Origin of the sequence: Bifidobacterium thermacidophilum subsp. thermacidophilum DSM 15837, assembly GCF_000426425.1 — a bacterium.
Classification (GTDB): Bacteria; Actinomycetota; Actinomycetes; order Actinomycetales; family Bifidobacteriaceae; genus Bifidobacterium; species Bifidobacterium thermacidophilum.
In genome coordinates this window covers 234,231-252,197 of sequence record NZ_AUFI01000006.1, presented here as the reverse complement: position 1 = coordinate 252,197, position 17,967 = coordinate 234,231, and the positions used below count along the sequence as shown (strand labels likewise).

General features: G+C 61.1%; 13 protein-coding genes and 1 tRNA gene. 4 read left to right on the top strand and 10 right to left on the bottom strand.

The window, feature by feature from the left end; genetic code table 11:
- Nucleotides 1-211 precede the first annotated feature (211 nt).
- Together K315_RS0101490 and K315_RS0101485 are read right to left on the bottom strand one after the other, a co-directional pair.
- A complete protein-coding gene (locus K315_RS0101490) occupies nt 212-910 on the bottom strand; it encodes a hypothetical protein (protein WP_029575865.1) in 699 nt (232 codons plus the stop codon).
- Nucleotides 907-2,778: a PspC domain-containing protein gene (locus K315_RS0101485; protein ID WP_029575864.1), complete on the bottom strand. Its 1,872-nt coding sequence runs from the start codon at nt 2,776-2,778 to the stop codon at nt 907-909. The genes K315_RS0101490 and K315_RS0101485 overlap by 4 nt, the downstream gene beginning before the upstream one ends.
- Nucleotides 2,779-2,891: 113 nt before the next feature.
- On the opposite strand from K315_RS0101485, the gene K315_RS10635 reads away from it, so the two are divergent.
- Together K315_RS10635 and K315_RS0101475 are read left to right on the top strand one after the other, a co-directional pair.
- On the top strand, nt 2,892-4,559 hold the full coding sequence (locus K315_RS10635) for an ATP-binding protein (protein ID WP_238556389.1): 1,668 nt from the start codon (nt 2,892-2,894) through the stop codon (nt 4,557-4,559).
- Entirely contained in the window at nt 4,556-5,248 is a 693-nt protein-coding gene (locus tag K315_RS0101475) for a LuxR C-terminal-related transcriptional regulator (RefSeq protein ID WP_029575862.1), read from the top strand. Before K315_RS10635 ends, K315_RS0101475 begins: the two co-directional genes overlap by 4 nt.
- A 78-nt stretch (nt 5,249-5,326) precedes the next feature.
- Here the strand turns inward: K315_RS0101475 and K315_RS0101470 are convergent, their stop codons facing one another.
- From K315_RS0101470 to serS, 3 genes are all read right to left on the bottom strand, one after another.
- Entirely contained in the window at nt 5,327-6,022 is a 696-nt protein-coding gene (locus tag K315_RS0101470) for an HAD family hydrolase (RefSeq protein WP_052316524.1), read from the bottom strand.
- Nucleotides 6,023-7,350: 1,328 nt separating this feature from the next.
- Nucleotides 7,351-7,435, bottom strand: a tRNA-Ser gene (locus K315_RS0101465).
- 110 nt (nt 7,436-7,545) lie between these two features.
- Nucleotides 7,546-8,832, bottom strand: coding sequence for a serine--tRNA ligase (serS, locus tag K315_RS0101460; RefSeq protein ID WP_015450904.1), 1,287 nt, complete (start codon nt 8,830-8,832; stop codon nt 7,546-7,548).
- A 144-nt stretch (nt 8,833-8,976) separates the two neighbouring features.
- On the opposite strand from serS, the gene K315_RS0101455 reads away from it, so the two are divergent.
- On the top strand, nt 8,977-10,293 hold the full coding sequence (locus tag K315_RS0101455) for a diacylglycerol/lipid kinase family protein (protein WP_033520283.1): 1,317 nt from the start codon (nt 8,977-8,979) through the stop codon (nt 10,291-10,293).
- On the opposite strand, the gene K315_RS0101450 is transcribed toward K315_RS0101455, so the two are convergent.
- Complete coding sequence (locus K315_RS0101450; protein WP_029575859.1) at nt 10,281-11,162, bottom strand: PRD domain-containing protein; 882 nt, start codon at nt 11,160-11,162, stop codon at nt 10,281-10,283. The genes K315_RS0101455 and K315_RS0101450 overlap by 13 nt on opposite strands.
- Before the next feature lie 26 nt (nt 11,163-11,188).
- Complete coding sequence (locus K315_RS0101445) at nt 11,189-13,321, bottom strand: glucose PTS transporter subunit IIA (protein ID WP_029575858.1); 2,133 nt, start codon at nt 13,319-13,321, stop codon at nt 11,189-11,191.
- 580 nt (nt 13,322-13,901) lie between these two features.
- On the opposite strand from K315_RS0101445, the gene pgm reads away from it, so the two are divergent.
- Nucleotides 13,902-15,554: a phosphoglucomutase (alpha-D-glucose-1,6-bisphosphate-dependent) gene (gene pgm, locus K315_RS0101440; RefSeq protein ID WP_420796735.1), complete on the top strand. Its 1,653-nt coding sequence runs from the start codon at nt 13,902-13,904 to the stop codon at nt 15,552-15,554.
- Nucleotides 15,555-16,161: 607 nt separating this feature from the next.
- On the opposite strand, the gene brnA is transcribed toward pgm, so the two are convergent.
- The 3 genes from brnA to K315_RS0101425 form a co-directional block, all read right to left on the bottom strand.
- A complete protein-coding gene (brnA, locus tag K315_RS0101435) occupies nt 16,162-16,446 on the bottom strand; it encodes a type II toxin-antitoxin system BrnA family antitoxin (protein WP_029575856.1) in 285 nt (94 codons plus the stop codon).
- Nucleotides 16,430-16,750 (bottom strand): BrnT family toxin, encoded by a 321-nt coding sequence (locus K315_RS0101430; protein WP_420796730.1) that lies wholly within the window; start codon nt 16,748-16,750, stop codon nt 16,430-16,432. The genes brnA and K315_RS0101430 overlap by 17 nt, the downstream gene beginning before the upstream one ends.
- Nucleotides 16,751-17,387: 637 nt before the next feature.
- On the bottom strand, nt 17,388-17,834 hold the full coding sequence (locus K315_RS0101425) for a MerR family transcriptional regulator (RefSeq protein ID WP_029575854.1): 447 nt from the start codon (nt 17,832-17,834) through the stop codon (nt 17,388-17,390).
- Nucleotides 17,835-17,967: the final 133 nt, after the last annotated feature.

The following is a 17,967-nucleotide window of genomic DNA, read 5'->3' as shown; positions in this document are numbered from 1 at the left end:
GGGTGTCGGGTTTTGTGGCGGCGTCGCCATGCCATGTGTGTCGCTATGTCACGGGCGACCTTGAGCGTGGCTGGGGATGCATCAGCCCATCCGGGCCACTATGCCGCGCGTATCGCGCGCTTCACGAGCGATACCGCGTGGCTAGCGATACCGTGTGGAGGGCGATACCGTATTGCGGACGTGGACACGTCGCGTGTTCCCGCGTTGTACGCTACTTGCGTTCGCGCCGACGGCTGGACACCGCGTTGGTCACCGCCCAAATGATGGCGATAACCACGAGCGTGACCCCGACCGCACCAATGCTGACCGCCGCGGCGACCCACGGATCCACCGCACCGAATGGCCAATTGGGAACCATGCCAGCCATGACAATCGCCACTGCGCCGAGCAAGACCAGTAACACGCCGAGTACCACAGTTCCGGCGCTGACGCCTGTCGGGGCCGGGGTATGAATGACAGACGCCGGCTCGACGGGGGCAGTTGCCTCGGCAGACCTGAAGGGTGCGCCCGTGTACATCGGCACGGTGTTGTCGCCGAGCGGATGTGACTGGCGATGCGCCTCATCCGCCGCCTGCTGCCGGCGGCGCGCCAACTCATCGAGCGGAATACCACCACGCGGAACGGACGACCCGGACGGTTCATGCGAGTCAGAGGGCTCTGAAGGTTCAGACTGTTCAATCGGTTCAGACCGCCGGGCCACCGGCTGGGTGGCGTCCTCCCGCGAAACCGCTTGCGGTACAACCTGCGTCTGAGCGGCATCCATCGAGGAGGTCTGTGGCATGACCTCCGTGCGCGCGGCATCCTCCGGCTCTGCCTGTGGCATGACCTTGGTCCCCGCGACCGGTTCGTCCACGTTGATGTGCTGCATGGTTACGGTTTCGACCGTATCCTGTTCCTTGACTTCACTCATTTCGTACCCTCTTTCTTGGCGTTGTCAGATGAGATGCGGACATACCCCTTGCCGTTGCCTCCGTAGCTCACGCCGACCCATCCCTGAATCGTCGAAGCGACGATGGTCAGTTCCGGCGTGGATACGAAGTCGAAATCATCGTCATTGAAATCATCGTCGTAATCCTCATCATCGCTGTCGCTGTCCGAATCGGACTTCGACGATTGAGAGGATTTGCTGTCAGACCCCGAAGAGGCGGACGGCTCAGGATTGGCCACATGACCTTGATCCGACGCCGACATATCGATGTACACGCCGTCGTCGAATCCCACCTGGACAAATCGGGAGTCAACCAGCAGATATTCGCCACCCACTCCGTTGGTGCCCATGTAACCGGCGTGTTTGAACCGGTAGGTGCAGTATTTGGGCAGTTTCACATCCACCTTGACGTTGCTCGCAATAATCCGGTAGGTGCCCGTCGGGCAGTACGACTCATAGTCATGTTCCACGTCGGTCATCTTGTGGGTGCCGTAGCGCTCACCGTAATCGCTCAGGTCGATGGTCACCTTGTCGTCGGAATAGCTGTCGCCAACGAAATAGATGCCGTCATTGAGGCGTTTGAGCGTCGTCTTGGTCGCGGTCAGGGTCGTCGAACCGTTGACATCCACCCGTTCGTAGCCTTCCGCCTGCCGGTTGATGTCAGTCAGACAATACCCGGTGGCGCCCGCGGTGAACACCATGACTACCGTGATGAACACCGACATCCACACCAGCGGGTGCAAGCCGCCGGTACGGCGTCCTTTGGCACCAAGCACGACCAGCAGAACGCCGAGTGCGACGCAGACGCATCCGATCCAACCGGTCGCCGATGCGACCATGCTGACCATTCGGGGTTCGCCATGATTATGGCTCATGACCCAGAACACCATCAGCGCCGCCGACAACAGCACCAGGCCGAACGAGGCGAGCACCACAAGCGGTCCTGCGGGCTTGCGTCGAGTGCGTACCGTGCGAGGTTGCGCGGCTTCGACCGGGCGCGCAGGCTGAGCCACATACCGCGGGTACGTCTGGGGCTGCACCCGCGGGACAGGTCCCTGCCCTTGCATCGGCATCGCATGACTGCCCGGCATGGGCGCCCCCGGCATCGGCGTTGGCGGCACAATCGGCCTTACGCGCCCGGAACGATACGTCGTTGCGTTGAACATCACCAAGACCAGCGCGAGCGCGACAAGCGAGACCCACCCGGTGATATCCCAACGCCAACGGTCACTCATCAACCACGACATGACCGTGCTAACGACGATGAACATAGCGATTGGGGCGAACACCCACTGCCAGCCGTCACCGCCGTGCAGAACATCCTCGGCGATGATATGGCCGTCGTTGGTGACATCCGGCATCAGCAGCCACGCGAAAATGTAGGCATACACGCCGAAACCGCCGAAGAAGGCAAGGATGATGACGATGGCGCGCACCAAGGCGGGACTCCAGCCCAGCCGATGGGCGATACCTGCGCACACACCGCCGATATACCGGTCTTCGGTACGGACCAGGCCGCTTTGCCTGACCCACCCGAAGAACGTGTCGCGCCAGTCGCGTTTCGTTGTTTCGTGCGGTTCGGGCTGGCTGGAAGGATACCAATTGCCGTTGCTGGAGCCGGACTGGCCTGCCGCCGTGGAATTGGCGTATTGGCGTTGGGCGTTGTCGTCACGGCCTTGTCGGCCGCTGCGACCTTGCGCTTCGCCGGGTTGCGGCTGCCATGTAGATTGAGTTGATTGGGCTGATTGCGCAGATTGCCCAGGCTGCGTTGATTGCAACGGCTGTGCCGTCGCATCGCCGGGCTGCCGCTGCGGCATCGGCTGTTGCGATTGATCATGTGTATTGCTCATGCCTCCATTACAGCAACCTCCCGCAGCCGAACGTATCGGGGAAACACCCGATTTATCTCTGAAAACAGGGTATGAACCCCGATGATATGCCCCAAGGGGCGCACAATGGAATCATGATGCAAACCACGAACGCCCCTCAGCGGACGATCACTCCGCCCGCCGACGCGCGGCCATATCAGGCGCCGGCTCCGCTTGCGCCGGCGAAACTGCCGCTGCTCAGGCCCAAATACGGCAGGATGCTCTGCGGTGTCTGCCGGGGCATCAGCATGCATCTGGGCATCCCCGTGTGGCTGGTCCGGCTCGCGTTCATCTGTTCCTCGTTTGTCTTCGGCGCAGGCATCATCGCCTATATCTTCCTGTGGCTGACCGTGCCGGTCGGCGATCCGGTGCGTGAGGCGCAGCGTATCAGCCCTGTCAGCCAATCGCCGCTGTCTCGCGGCAACGCCCCCTACCCGATACCCGGCGCCTCGGCCGCTGCTATGCCGCAGCCGGTCACGGTTGTTCCTGGGTATGTGCCGGGACAAGCGGGCGCCCCATCACGAACGCCTGCGCCGACTCCCGCTCCTGCTGTTTCGGTTCCGGCGACGAGTCTTCCGACCACACAGAATACTGCCACACTGAATACTGCCACGCCAGACACAGCCATACCCGATGCAGCCGCGGCCGGTGCGGCAACGCCATCCGCCGCCGCACCGCCGAGCACATCCTACGCACCGGCCGATGAGCGCGCGATTCCTGCCGCCGAATCGACGGAGAAGGGCGAAAGTCTGCTGGACGCCATCCGCCGCGCCCCCAAACCGGCAATCATCGCCCTGTCAGGCGTCATCATGCTGATTATCAGCGGTGTCATGCTCTATACCGGGGAAACCGCAATGATCCTCCCGGCAATTATGACCGTCAGCGGCGTGCTCATCGCTTGGCTGCGATTCAACGATGGACAACGTCAGTGGCCCACCGCGATACTCGGGCTGGCGCTCCTCGTCGGCGCGTTCTGCATCACCATACTTTTGGAACCCGCCACTCCTCAGGTGCACGGCGAAACCATCCTCGCCGCAGTCGCCCTGCTGGTGGCCACCGCACTCGCCATCATCCCGTGGATCATGTCATTGGCGCGTTCCCTGAGCACCGAGCGCGCACTCAAAGAACGCGAGGAAGAACGCGCGGATATGACCGCGCACCTACACGACGGCGTATTGCAAACGCTGGCACTCATCCAGCTGCACAGCAGTGAACCGCAGACCGTGCTCGCACTGGCGCGTCAGCAGGAGCGCGAACTGCGCAACTGGCTGTATCAGGAGCGTACTCCACCCGACAAATCCGTCAGCGCAGGCATCAAGGACATCGCCGCCGAAGTCGAAGACGAATCAGGCAAAGCGATTGAGGTGGTGACGGTCGGCGACGCGCAGCCATGCACCCAGACCGACGCGCTGCTGAACGCCACCCGGCAGGCGCTGGTCAACGCGGTCACGCACGGCGGGGAGCCGATTTCCGTCTATTGCGAGGCGGGAGCAACCACCGTGGACGTCTACGTGCGCGACCACGGCGAAGGCTTCGATGTGAACGCCATACCCGAAGGCCGGCTCGGCATCCGCGAATCCATCATCGGCCGTATCAAACGCCGCGGAGGCACAGTGCAGATCGTGTCCCGGCCGCATTGGGGCACCGAAGTGCGTATGCACATGCCCATCGGCGGCACGGCGAGTCCTGCCGGCGCTCGCACGCATATCATGGACAGCGCGGGCAACGACCAGCACAGGACATCAGGAATCGAGGAGCAATGAGTCATAGTGAACAAGACGGCAACGCAGACGACAGCGACATCCGCATCGCCGTCGTCGACGACCACGAGATGTTCAGGGCTGGCGTTATCGCCACCTTGCAAACAGATTTCGATATCGTCGGGCAGGCGGGTGATGTCGAGGGTGCCATCGAGATGATTGCGCAGACCAAGCCCGATGTCGTGCTCCTCGACGTGCATGTGCCTGGCGGTGCAGGTGGTGGAGGTACGGAAATCCTCACCCGTTCGCACCCGCTCTCCCCTGATTCCGTGTTCCTGGCGTTGAGCGTCTCGGATTCGCCTCAGGATGTCGGCTCGGTGATCCGGGCAGGGGCTCGCGGATATGTGACCAAGACGATAACCAGCGATGATTTGGCCAGCTCCATCAGACAAGTGCACGAAGGATACGCCGTGTTCTCCCCCAAACTCGCCGGATTCGTGCTATCCGCCTTCCAAAACGGCGGCATCGCGCCCGAAGGCGAAATCCACGACGATGAGCTCGACAGGCTGTCGGCGCGCGAACAGGAAGTCATGCGGCTGATTGCCCGCGGATACACGTACAAGGAAGTCGCAGCTGAGCTGTTCATCTCGGTGAAAACTGTGGAAACCCACGTCAGCGCAGTGCTGCGCAAACTCCAGTTGTCCAACAGGACCGAGCTGACGCGTTGGGCGGCGGACCGGCGCATTGTGTGAATGGCGGACGATGGCGGTCCGATTGTCCGATTGAACTGCCCGCTTGAACCGGCTGATTGAACCGCATCGTCGGGATAATCAGGACAAGCCGAGCACTGCGCGCGCCTGGTCAGCGGATGTGAACGTCACCCCGCGCAAACCGGCTATTCTTGCCCCACGCGCGTTGCGGGGATTGTCGTCGAAAAACACCGTGGACTGCGGGTCGACACCGAAGCGATCAATCGCGCGCAGATAAATCACCGGGTCAGGCTTGAGCAGACGCTCCTGCGACGAAACAAGCGTGTCTTGCAATCGGCTGAACACATCGAATCGCGAATGCGCGATATCAACCGCCTCCGTGGTGAAATTCGTCAGGCCCCACACCCCGACGCCGGCAGATTGCAAGTCATCGACCAGCTGCTCCATACCGTCCAACACGCCGAAAATCGCCCGTTCCTCATGCTCGAGCCACATCCGCAGCACCCACGTGACCGCCGGACCGTGGTGGCGTGAGTATTCGGCAAGGACATCCTGCGTCGGGACGCCGGAATCGAGCAAGCGGTCGATGAAATCGTAGCCCCATTCGTCCGCGGGATCGAAGAACATGTCGATCACGCCCTGGGGATACAAGCCCTCAAGTGCGCGCCACGGACGCCAATCCAGCAGAACATCGCAATAATCGAAGATGACGTCGGTGATCGGGCCGCCGTGCGGGGCGATGATGGTCTCGCCTGCATGGAATGGCGACTCTTGATTGTTGATGTTGACAATGTTCTCGTGATTACGCTCGCTCATGACTCTTATTGTCGCGCACAGCGGTGTCAATGATTGTTGATGTGTCAGCTGGTGGCATCGAGTGGCGCTATCGGGCGATGCTGCTGGGCGACACTGCAGAACGACGCTCCCGGGTGGTATGGCCGAGTGATTTGGCCGAGTGTCTGAGCTTGATGAGGCAGCCGTTGTATCGTGTCAATCTGGCTTACACGGTGCCATCACTGTTTCCGGGCTGCTTCGGCGTTCAATCTGTATGGTTTGAGGGGCAGGGCCGTTAGAGGATGGTGGCTGATGGATGAAGGATGGGATTTGACGGGCAATCGGACATCATTACGTCCCTGCACCGAATCGGAGCACGCCGGGCGGAATAGGAATCAGTTCACGCCGGCACCGGGCCGCACCCGGCCGCCAGCTGGGATGCGGTCGTGAACCCGCGGAATCCCAAGGATTTGCTTGCACCACAACAATCAACCACCGCCCGGACCGCCCCGGGGTACCCGAAATGCGGACTAGATCGGAGAATACGAGTCGAAAACCGATCCAGTCCACAAAGGTGCACGCCATCACGCACCCCGCAACCATGGCCGCACCGCGAATCCGCAGCACATCAACCATCTGCCAGCACCACGAAGACTAGCCGCCGGCGCACCGGCCGCGCGATCGCCCATCCCCACGGACCGAATCGGGAATCGCGCGACGACATCGGAACCAGTCCGCACAGGGATCGGAACGCCCTCGGCCACTAGCCACGGCACCACCACAGAACCGCGGAATTCCGACAACCCACTCACACCATCACCATCAGCCGCCGGCTGGCCGACCACCCCGACCATCCGAGTCGCGGACCAAATCGGAAAACGCAAGCCAAAGACCAATCCAGTCCACAAAGGCATCCGCCGTCAACCCTCCATGCAACCACGGCCACACCGCAAACCGCGGCACATCAACGATCCGCCGACACCACAAAGACCAGCCACCGGGAGACCGGCCACGCAACCACCCGAATCCATGGACCAAACTGGAAATCGCACGACGACATCGGAGCCAGTCCACGCCGGCATCGGGACACACCCGGCCGCGCAAACTGTTCACGCCAATCAAGTCAGCATCGGCAAGCGCGGTCATCTCTCCGCTTCTACCGACACTGAGACACTCTCAGCGTCTGTAGAGGGTTACGGGATACACGACACGGGGTTCCCGAGGTCGGACAACACATGATGCGTTGCCCGGAATCCGATCTCACGATACGTCCGTCGGAACTCAATCGCATGACATGTCGACCGAAACCCAATCGCGAGGTTTTCGGCTTGGTAACAAGAAACCCCGCGGGTTGAACCCACGGGGTATTGCGGACAGGGCGAGATTCGAACTCGCGGTGGCTTGCACCACAACGGTTTTCAAGACCGTCTCCATAGACCGCTCGGACACCTGTCCATGCGTTTGCACGCACAAACGGTTATGTTACCACAAGGTCTGCATCAGACTGCGGACCAGCGAAAACATACCTGCACGATACGCGTGCAAACGCGAATCAAAAGAAAGGCTCAGGCCTCCCACTTGCGCGGTTCGATGACTTCCTTGCCGCCCATGTACGGACGCATGGCCTTCGGGATCTCGATGGAACCGTCAGCCTGCTGATGGTTTTCGAGAATCGCGACCAGCCAGCGGGTGGTGGCCAGCGTGCCGTTCAACGTAGACACCGCGCGGGTGGAGCCGTCCTCGGTACGCTCACGGATGTTCAAACGACGCGCCTGATACTCGGTGCAGTTCGAAGTGGACGTGAGCTCGCGGTAGCGGTTCTGCGTCGGCACCCAGGCCTCGCAGTCGAACTTGCGAGCAGCGGAAGCGCCCAGATCGCCGGCGGCGGTGTCGATGATGCGGTACGGCACCTCGACCTTGCCCAGCATCTCCTGCTCCATCTGCAACAGATGCTGATGCTCGGCGCGGGAGTTCTCCTGCTTGCAGTAGACGAACATCTCAACCTTGTCGAACTGGTGGACGCGGATGATGCCCATCGTGTCCTTGCCGGCGGCACCCGCCTCGCGACGGTAGCAGCTGGACCAGCCGCAGTAGCGCAGCGGGCCGTTGTCAAGATCAAGAATCTCGTTCTCGTGCATGCCGGCGAGCGCGACTTCAGACGTACCGACCAGATACTGGTCATCCGGCTCACGCAGACGGTAGATTTCGTCCGCATGGGAGTTGAGGAAGCCGGTGCCGGCCATGACTTCGGGGCGCACAAGCGTCGGGGTGATGGCGAGCGTGAAGCCGTGCTCCTCAGCCTGGTCGACGGCCATGGTGAGCATGGCGATCTGCAGTCGGGCGACCGCACCACGCAGGAAGTAGAAGCGGGAGCCGGAGACCTTGACGCCACGCTTCATATCGATGCCGGCAACGCCTTCACCGAGCTCGAGGTGGTTCTTCGGTTCGAAGCCTTCCGCGGCGAAATCGCGGATGGTGCCGACCTTCTTGACGACCACGTAGTCGTCCTCGCCGCCTTCTGGGGCTTCCGGCTCAACGATGTTGCTGAGCTTCCACATCGCGGTCGTGTACTCGGCCGCGGCCTGGTCTGCAGTGTCCTTGTATTCGGAGACCTTATTGGACAGCTCCTTGGTCTGGGCGATGATCTTCGCCTTCTCCTCAGGAGCGGCGGTGGCGATCTTCTTGCCCATGTCCTTCTGTTCGGCGCGCGCGGCTTCAAACGCCTTGAGCGACTCGCGACGGGTTTCGTCGGAGCGGAGCACCTCGTCGACAAGTTCCACGGATTCCCCGCGCTTGCGCTGGGATTCCTTCACGATGTCCGGATGTTCACGGATGAATTGAATATCAAGCATAGTTCAAGACTAATGCGGCAAGCCGACACGTGACTGCTGGCAGTAGGTGCCGGCGCCGGCAACGCGAAACAATTCGTGGAGGGACCGTCAAATTCTCGAGATTTGCCCATGGACATCCCAGCGAAACAGGTAAGAATGGAACCTATGCAGTCGTCCAAGATGCCTATAGCGGTTGTTGTTATCGCAATCATCGTCGCGGTCATAGCGATTGGTGTCGCCGTGTTCTTCCTTGTCCGCCATCTGCGTCGCCAGCATGTCGCCAAGGTACTTGAACAGCGGGAAGACGACCAAGTCCATTACGCGTTCATCATCAATCCATCCAAACCGCAGGCCAATGAACGGCGTCGCCAAATCAAGTCGTTCTGCGAAAGCAAAGGCCTCAAACAAATCGAGTTCATCGACACGCAGCTTGACAAGGACGGCCGCGCGTGCGCACTCGAAGCACTCGGACATGGCGCTGACGTCGTGGTCGCGGTAGGCGGCGACGGCACGGTGCGTACGGTGGCGAGCGCGATGTCGGGCAGCGGACACGCGATGGGCATCCTGCCGATCGGCACGGGCAATCTGTTCGCCCGCAATCTCAACATTCCCGTGGATGACTTCGAGGCGGCCCTGACCATCGCCACATCGCACGGTTCGAGGAAGGTCGACGTCGGACGCCTATCCCTGCTGGACGACCCGAACGAAGACCACCCGCATGCGTTCATGATTATCGGCGGTGTCGGCTTCGACGCGCAGATGATCGAGGAGACCGATCCACAACTCAAGAAGAACATCAGCTGGCTGGCCTACTTCGTCAGCGGGGCGAAGAACCTGTTCACGCCGAAATTCAAGGCGGATGTGACCGTGACCGACGCACACGGCAACACGCACACGGTTGACGGACTCGTGTTCCGCACGTTCATGGCCGGCAATTGCGGCGAAATACCGGTGTTTTCGCTGATGCCCAGCGCGTCCTATGATGACGGGCTGCTTGATTTCGAGATTATCGACACGACCGGCGGCCTGCTTGGCTGGGCGAACCTGTTCAATGACGTGGTTCATCAGACCATCACCAAGAAGCCGCAGCAAAGCCCGCTGTCCACGAATTCGACCATCGAGCAGATGCAGGGCGTCAGCGCCGAAATCAAGCTGGAAGAGTCGGCACTTGCGGAGGTGGACGGCGACATGCTCGGCCGTACACGGCATATCCTCATCACCGTTGATCGGCAATCGCTGACCGTGCGCGCCCCGGAAAGCGACCCGGCCAAAGCGAGCGCAGCGGCGCCGGCATCCGCAGCGGCAACAGCGTCAGGAACGGCCTCCGTCTCCACGGCCGCGCCCGTGACCGTGACCGTGCCAGCATCGGCACCGCAGTCTGAGTCTGGATCCGCACCCAAGTCGCCATCAGTACGCGCATCCGCCCCCGCAACCACACCTGCGACAGCGCCCGGCAACAGCAATTTGAATCAATCGCGCTGAGCATCCGCCGGCAACACGTCGTCTTGTTCCCGTTCATCGACGTCGGATACCACGCGGGCGACATGCAACGCCAGATAAGCGATTTCCGCGGGGGTCAGCTCCGCGCCCAATCGGATTGCGACGACATCGGCGATTTTCCGTGCGCACCGCACCTGATCGGGATAGGATTGCTTGATTGCCTCGATTACCGGCTCGGGCTCGCCGTCCAATTGGCGGCCTTGATAGATGCGCACGAACAGGTAGCGCAGATGCGTGATGAACCGCCCGACACTGACATTGTGCTGGCCGAGCGAAATATTGTAAGTCTTCTCGATGATGACAAGCATCTGCTGGATGACGCCCGTCATGGTATAGGTATACGACAAATCCCCGTTGGAAAAGCCCGCATTGACCAGATGCAACGCGAACGCCACCGCCTCGCTGCGGGGCAGGACATGATGCAGACTGTCATTGAGCGCTGAAACCAGCGCTTCCCCTTGGACGTACTCCTTGGCATACAAGGAACGGACCTCCGCGTCGAGCGGATATTCCACGGAGGTGCCGCACTTGGCCCGACGCAACGCGCCGACCACGTGGTCGGCGAGCGCCATGACGAGCGTAGGCGTCTGTTCGGCTTGTTGGCCGAGTCCCACGCGCGTCATGGCGTCGGTGACCAGCCGAATCGTCTCCGGAGGAATATCCGCGAGCAATTCGGCTACATGATCGGGATCGCGGCCGTCGGAAGGAACGAATTTCCGCACGACTTTGGAGTCGTCAACCCTCTGGCCGGGCTTGGCTTTGAAACCAAGGCCCCGGCCGGTGAGAATGACCTCCTGGTCGCCGTCGCGCGCAAGCACGACATTGTTGTTGAAAACGCGGAGAATGTCCACGACGTTCCTTCCGATCAGCCCGCGATTCAGCGGGAGATCTCCAGGACGGCGTCTCCCGGCTTGACGTCGATGCCCGTCTTCGGGGTCACGCCGCCAAGCGCCGCGGTGTTCAGAACCGTTATCAAAGTGACGGTGTTAAAACCTGCCGCCTTGACTTTATCAAAGTCCACGGTCACCAGCTTGTCGCCGGCGTTGACGCGTTGACCCTTGGTGACGGCCGGGGTGAAGCCCTCGCCGTTCATCTTGACCGTATCGATGCCGACGTGCACGAGCACTTCGACCCCGTCATCGGTCTTGATGCCGAAGGCATGACCGGTTTCGGCCACCGTCGACAGCTCGCCGGACACCAGGGCGTACACGGTGGAGTCAGTGGGCTGGATGCCGACGCCCTCGCCGAGCGCGCGGGAGGCGAACACCGGGTCGCCTGCTTCATCCAAGGAAATGACGTGGCCGGCAACCGGGGCGACAACCGTATCGGTCGCGGTCTTGGTCGCGATAGCGGTAGCAGTTGCAGTTGCGGCAGTATTGTCGCTCACGGCGGCCGGGGCTGCTGGAGCTTCGACCTCGTCCATCGCCTGCTGGGCTTCCACCGCATGATCGGCGGCCTTCTGCTCCGGGGTGCGGTAGTCGAGCGTGATAATCAGGAACATGGACAGGAAGAACGCCACGGCGATGGCGATCGCATAGACCCACATCTGGCTGAACACCGGGATGGTCAGCAGCGAGGTGAAGGCGAAGGCCGTGGTGGTCACGCCGTGCACGACCTGGCCGTTGGCGAGCGTAGACGGGAAGATCCAGCCGAGGATCGCGATGACCACGCCACCGACGAAGCAGCCGATCAGCATGCGCTTGTACACCAGCTTGTAGCGCAGGTGGATGCCGTACAGGCTCGGCTCGGACACACCGCCGAGCAGGCCTGCCATAAGCGCGCCGAACGCGGTCTGGCGCATGTCGACGTTCTTCTCGCGCATCGCGATGACCAGCACGCCGGCGGTCGCGCCGAAGCAGGCGAAGTTCCACACACCTATCGGGCCCTGAATGAAGTCATAGCCCAGCGTGTTGATGTTGACCAGCATGAGGGCGTTGAGCGGCCAGTGCAGGCCGAGCGGCACGAGGAACGGATAAAGCATAGGAATGAGGATCGCGAAGATGAACGGCGCGTTGTTGTTCAGCCATGCCAGGCCGACGCCGAGGCCGTTGCCGACCCACACGCCCAACGGGCCGAGCAGGAAGGCGGTGACCGGGATCATGATGACCATGGACAGGAACGGCACGAACACCATCTGCACGCTGTCGGGGATGATCCGCTCGAGGCCCTTGTACACGAGCGCGAGCACGGCGACCATGAACAGCGGCACGAACACGGAGCCGGAGTAGTCGTTGAGCTGCAACGGCAGGCCGAACACCTTGGTGGTGCACGACTGGGTGCCCAGCGTGGCGTTGGTCACGCAGTTGAGGGCGCCCTTGGCCGCGGCCAGACCGCTCTTGTCACCGAAGATGCCCGACCACTTGTCAGGCGCGGACAAGGCCATGAACTGCGGGGTCATGAGGGCCGCCATGATGGTGGCGCCGACCCAGCCGTCGACCTTGAGCTTCTTCGCGCCGTTGTAGGCGATCATGATCGGCAGGAAGTAGAACACGCCCTCATACGCGGCCTTGCACAGCAGCAGGGTCGGGCTTTCCGTGTCGTTGGAGATGACATGGCAGGCGATGAGCACGTTGAGAATCGCGATGATCAGCGACGCGCCGAGCAGCACGTTGATGATCGGACGGAACGTGTCGGACAGGAACTCGAAGAAGTTGTCCACCCACGCGTGCTTGCCCTTGACCTTGGAACGCTCCTGGGCCTTGACTTCGGCGTTGGACAGCTTCTTGGAGCCGTCGTTGTTGACTTCGCCGCCGCCGATATTGGCCATTTGCGGCAGCTGCATAATCTTGTCGTACATGGAGGCGACACCGCCGCCGATGACGACCTGATACCGGTTGCCGCTCTGCGGAACAGCGCCAAGCACGCCCTTCATGTGCTCGAGTCGGTTCTGGTCTACCTTGCCTGCGTCGACAAGCTCGAAACGCAGACGGGTGGCGCAATGCGTCAGGCTCTTGATATTGCCCGGACCACCGACCGCGTCGATGATCTGCGAGGCAGTTGATTCAGCCATCGTTTTTCCTTCCTTGGGCTGTTCTTCCACTTCGTATTCACAAGGCGTCAACAAAAAAGACCCGAGGCTCGGCGGCAGATATGACAGTACCACCATGTCTCAGGTCTTGCGTCTTGTTTGACTTGCAACCCTGCAATAAACGAATCGGTTACACTATAGCGCCGCACTTCGTTTCTTGCAAGCATCTTCGCGGGCATTTGCGGATTGAATCATCCCAAGCCGCGGATTTTCAAGGAAGATGCCGCGTTGGCGCGTGGCTACTGGTACGAGGTCGCGGGTGCGCGGGGCGCGGGTGCCTGGTCACAGACACGTGGACGCGGGCGGACCGGCGAGACGATGCCGGGTGCCGCAATCACCGAATCGGCCCCGACGCCCGTATGTCGCCAATCATATGCAAACGATAGCAATCAAGGAGAATACGATGATACCGCCGATGCAAACGTTTCATTACTGACGTAAGAAGCGAAGAGCGGCGATCGTTGCCATATGTCGGGACACCTCCGGGCGAACATCCAAACGACGTGGCACAATTGAAGACATGGTAGCAAAAAATGCGGGTCTTCCCGCCACCCCAGCTGATCTGATTGATGTCGACGAGGTCATCGGCAAATACTATGACATCGTCCCCGACGTCAACGTCCCCGAGCAGCGCGTGAGCTTCGGCACGTCCGGCCACCGCGGCTCCTCCCTGAAGACCTCGTTCAACGAGGCCCACATCGTCGCCATCTCCCAGGCCATCGCCGAGCACCGCAAGGCCTCCGGCATCACCGGCCCGCTGTACCTCGGCCGCGATACCCACGCCCTGTCCTTGCCGGCGTGGAAGACCGCTATCGAGGTGCTGGTCGCCAACGGTGTGCGTGTGCGCATCGATTCGCGCGACGATTTCACCCCGACGCCGGTCGTCTCCCAGGCTATCCTGACGCACAACCGTGCGGCTGACGGCACGCAGCGCTTCTCCGGCGACGACCTCGCCGACGGCATCGTCGTCACCCCGTCGCACAACCCGCCCACCGACGGCGGCTTCAAGTACGATCCGCCGACCGGCGGCCCGGCCCCGGCTGAGACGACGAACGCAATCGCCAAGCGCGCCAACGAGCTGCTGCCTGATTTCAAGAACGTCAAGCGCGTTCCGTTTGAGCAGGCCGTCAAGTCCGATCTCTTCGAGCGTTTCGACTTCCGCAAGCATTACGTCGAGGATCTGGGCAACGTCATCGACTTCGACGTGATCAAGTCCTCCGGCGTGCGTCTGGGCATCGACCCGCTGGGTGGCGCGTCCGTCAACTACTGGCCGCTGGTCAACGAAGTGTACGGCACCTCCATCGAGGTTGTGCGCCCGCAGGTCGACCCGACCTGGCGTTTCATGACCATCGATCACGACGGCAAGATCCGTATGGATCCGTCCTCGCCGTACGCGATGAAGGGTCTCGTCGACTCGCTCAACAACGGAGCTTGGGACAAGTACGATCTCGTCGGCGGCACCGACCCGGACGCCGATCGTCACGGCATCGTGTGCCCTGACTGGGGCGTCATGAACCCGAACCATTACATCGCCGTCGTTGTCGAATACCTGTTCGGCAAAGACAAGAACGGCAACCCGAACCGTCCGGATTGGCCCGAAGGCACCGGCATCGGCAAGACCCTCGTGTCTTCCTCGCTGATCGACCGCGTGGCCGCCTCCATCGGTGCCAAGCTCGTCGAGGTGCCGGTCGGCTTCAAGTGGTTCGTCGATCCGCTGTTCACCGGCGAAGTCGCCTTCGGCGGCGAGGAAAGCTCCGGCATGAGCTTCCTGCGCAAGGACGGCCGCGTGTGGACCACCGATAAGGACGGCCTGATCCCCGACCTGCTCGCCGCGGAAATCACCGGCAAGATGGGCAAGAACCCGGCAGAACTGCACAAGGACCAGGTCGCGCGCTTTGGCGAGAGCTGGTACAAGCGTATCGACACGCCGACCACTCTCGAGCAGAAGCAGAAGTTCGCCAAGCTCACCGGCGACGACGTGACCGCCACCACCCTGGGCGGCGAGGAAATCACTGCGAAGCTCACCAAGGCTCCAGGCAATGACGCGCCGATCGGCGGTCTCAAGGTGACGACCAAGAACAACTGGTTCGCCGCCCGCCCGTCCGGCACCGAAAACATCTACAAGGTGTACGCCGAATCCTTCGACTCCCCCGAAACCCTCGACAAAGTACTCGAGGAAGCGACCGAAGTCGTGGACAAGGCGCTGGCCGAGTGACACCGCGCTGATCGCCGCGGCCCGATCGCGGCGGCTTGAGCAGTCCAAGACCCCGTTGCGGAATGTCTCCGCAGCGGGGTCTTTTGCGTTGCGGTACATGGGAGAAGCTCACTGCCGAATTACTGGATTTGCGGAATTTCCCTGTGACGGGCCATTACGTTACCGGCGGATTGTTTGCGTGTATGAGGGGCGGCGTGCGACCATCCAGTCACACGACGAGCCGGTGGATGGCCGAATCAACCGTTTCAGCGGTCCACACGGCTGCAGTGTGAGGATTCGCTCACACAACGACCGGTCGACAACCCCGGATCGATGATTCAACGCCGTCCGCGCTTCATCGTGTGAGAATCCGCTCACACAACGACCTCTTCGCAGACCGGAACCCGCCGCCCGGACCGCCCAGACCCTCATTGTGGGATTGGCTCACACAACGACCTGCAAGCAGCACCAAATCCATAACCCGACGCTGTTAGTCCCCTCCATGTGAGAATCCGCTCGCACATCATCAGATACATCAGCGACTGAAATCGTCACCCGACGGAGCTACATCATCAGTGCGAGTATTGGCGATGTGGCGCAACGAAGTACAGTCAAAGCCTGGCAGATGTCACGCCCGCACCGTGGATTGGCTGTGCGCACGCGAGGCGCGAATCCGCTCAGCAAGCCATGTATTTACTACTGCGTTGCGGCTGATGGCCAGCTCTTCGGCCTCTTCGTCCAGCCCCTCGACAATCCAGTCAGGCATGGTCAAGGTAATGCGCTTCTGAACGACCGGATGGTGTTCGACGACGGGATGGTCCAGATCGAAGTACCCGAGCACTTCCCCGCCATCATCGAATCGTTGTTCCAGCTGTTGTGCATCAAGCAACTGGCTGTTATTCGCATTGGTCATAATATCGCTCCTCGTCTTTTTGTGACCGTCTGACCGAAATCAACCGGATGCGGTTCCCACGCTTCGTGGTTATCGCCGTCCAATGCTTCCCGGCAATCATGCCCAGCACGAGGTACCGGACGTCGTCATTCCCGGCATGCTTCGACGCCAAGGTAACCGTTTTACCGCCGCTCCACATCCGCTGGGCTTGCTCAAAATCAATACCGTGTTTCGCAAGGTTTTTCGCGCTTTTTACTGGGTCATATTCAAATTCCACTACCACCCCCGCACTCAGCTTGTCATCGTTTCGACGTTGGTTTGACATTATTCTACCATCATATTGATATTTCCTCAATAGCATGTATCTGTCATGCAATGGCTTTGATTCGGCGAACTAGGCAATCCCACACCCACGCCGATGGGCACGTTGCGCGGGGTGTCCGTCGAGATGCGACCCGCTGGATGCCGGGCTCACTTAGCTATCAGCTTGCTTCGTCGGGAAACACGACGGAAGAACTGCGGTATAGGGCATTTCAATATTGGCGGGCTCCTCACAGCAGTACTGTCACCGAAGGACGGGAGGTTAGCGTGAACCGGCCTATCGGGCGCCGATCTCCCGCGCGCGGTGCGGGAGTTTGCGGGAATCACGCGTTCATGCGGATAATCTCCCAGGGTGAACGTTGGAGTTCCGTGATTCTTGAATATTGGTCACGAGTCAGGTTTGGGGAGAACAGCGCCAGATTGGCGTATTAGCGATAAACTCCCGCTGCAATCCGGGACTTTTCTGCCGAACCGCCGATTCGCGGCCAATCTCCCACGGGGGCGGGAGATAACGGGAGATTATTCGGTTACATGCTTCTACGACGCAAACTCCCACGTTCATTACGACCCGCGCACACCAGAATCCGCATCAAGCGGACACAGCACAACACACCTCAAAACCCAATGATTTCAACAGTATCTCAGTGACTCAGCCGATGCCGCACCGCGCGCATCTTGGGGCTCAGCTCGTCATCGGGCAGCGCGTCGACCTGCTCGCACGACCCCAGCCGGTCGGCCGTCAGATAGTACCACAACTTGTAGTCCAGCGCGTCGAGGTTGTCCTGCAGCCCGCGCATCTTATCCATCACGGCCTCGCGCTGGCCCCGGATCATATCAAGTCGGCGTTCGATGGTCGCATCGCCTTCGCCGCACAGGTCGACATAGCGTTTGATGTCCTTGATCGGCATACCGCCGGCCTTCAGACACCCGATGATGTTAATCATCGGCATGTCCTCGTCGCGGAACACGCGCGCCCCGCCGCCGGTCCGACCCACGAACGGCAGCAGCCCTTCGCTGTCGTAGTAGCGCAGCGTGGAGGTGGATACCCCGAGTTTCTTCGCCATCTGGCCGATGGTGTATGTCGCCATCAGCGACTCCTTTCCGGTAGCGTGCGCGTGCACCGCCCGCGCCCGCCGATATTCGGATAATGCCTGCCGTCGGAACATGCATCACAGCATACGCATCTGCCGCCCCGGACGGAACCCCGGAGCGGCAGAACGG

Excerpts from the sequence above, each read along its gene's own strand:
- K315_RS0101430 (WP_420796730.1), bottom strand. The coding sequence starts at position 16,750 with ATGTCAAACCAACGTCGAAACGATGACAAGCTGAGTGCGGGGGTGGTA.
- K315_RS0101455 (WP_033520283.1), top strand. The coding sequence starts at position 8,977 with ATGCAGTCGTCCAAGATGCCTATAGCGGTTGTTGTTATCGCAATCATC.
- K315_RS0101445 (WP_029575858.1), bottom strand. The coding sequence starts at position 13,321 with ATGGCTGAATCAACTGCCTCGCAGATCATCGACGCGGTCGGTGGTCCG.
- K315_RS0101490 (WP_029575865.1), bottom strand. The coding sequence starts at position 910 with ATGAGTGAAGTCAAGGAACAGGATACGGTCGAAACCGTAACCATGCAG.
- K315_RS0101425 (WP_029575854.1), bottom strand. The coding sequence starts at position 17,834 with ATGGCGACATACACCATCGGCCAGATGGCGAAGAAACTCGGGGTATCC.
- serS (WP_015450904.1), bottom strand. The coding sequence starts at position 8,832 with ATGCTTGATATTCAATTCATCCGTGAACATCCGGACATCGTGAAGGAA.
- K315_RS0101485 (WP_029575864.1), bottom strand. The coding sequence starts at position 2,778 with ATGAGCAATACACATGATCAATCGCAACAGCCGATGCCGCAGCGGCAG.
- K315_RS0101470 (WP_052316524.1), bottom strand. The coding sequence starts at position 6,022 with ATGAGCGAGCGTAATCACGAGAACATTGTCAACATCAACAATCAAGAG.
- K315_RS10635 (WP_238556389.1), top strand. The coding sequence starts at position 2,892 with ATGATGCAAACCACGAACGCCCCTCAGCGGACGATCACTCCGCCCGCC.
- brnA (WP_029575856.1), bottom strand. The coding sequence starts at position 16,446 with ATGACCAATGCGAATAACAGCCAGTTGCTTGATGCACAACAGCTGGAA.
- K315_RS0101475 (WP_029575862.1), top strand. The coding sequence starts at position 4,556 with ATGAGTCATAGTGAACAAGACGGCAACGCAGACGACAGCGACATCCGC.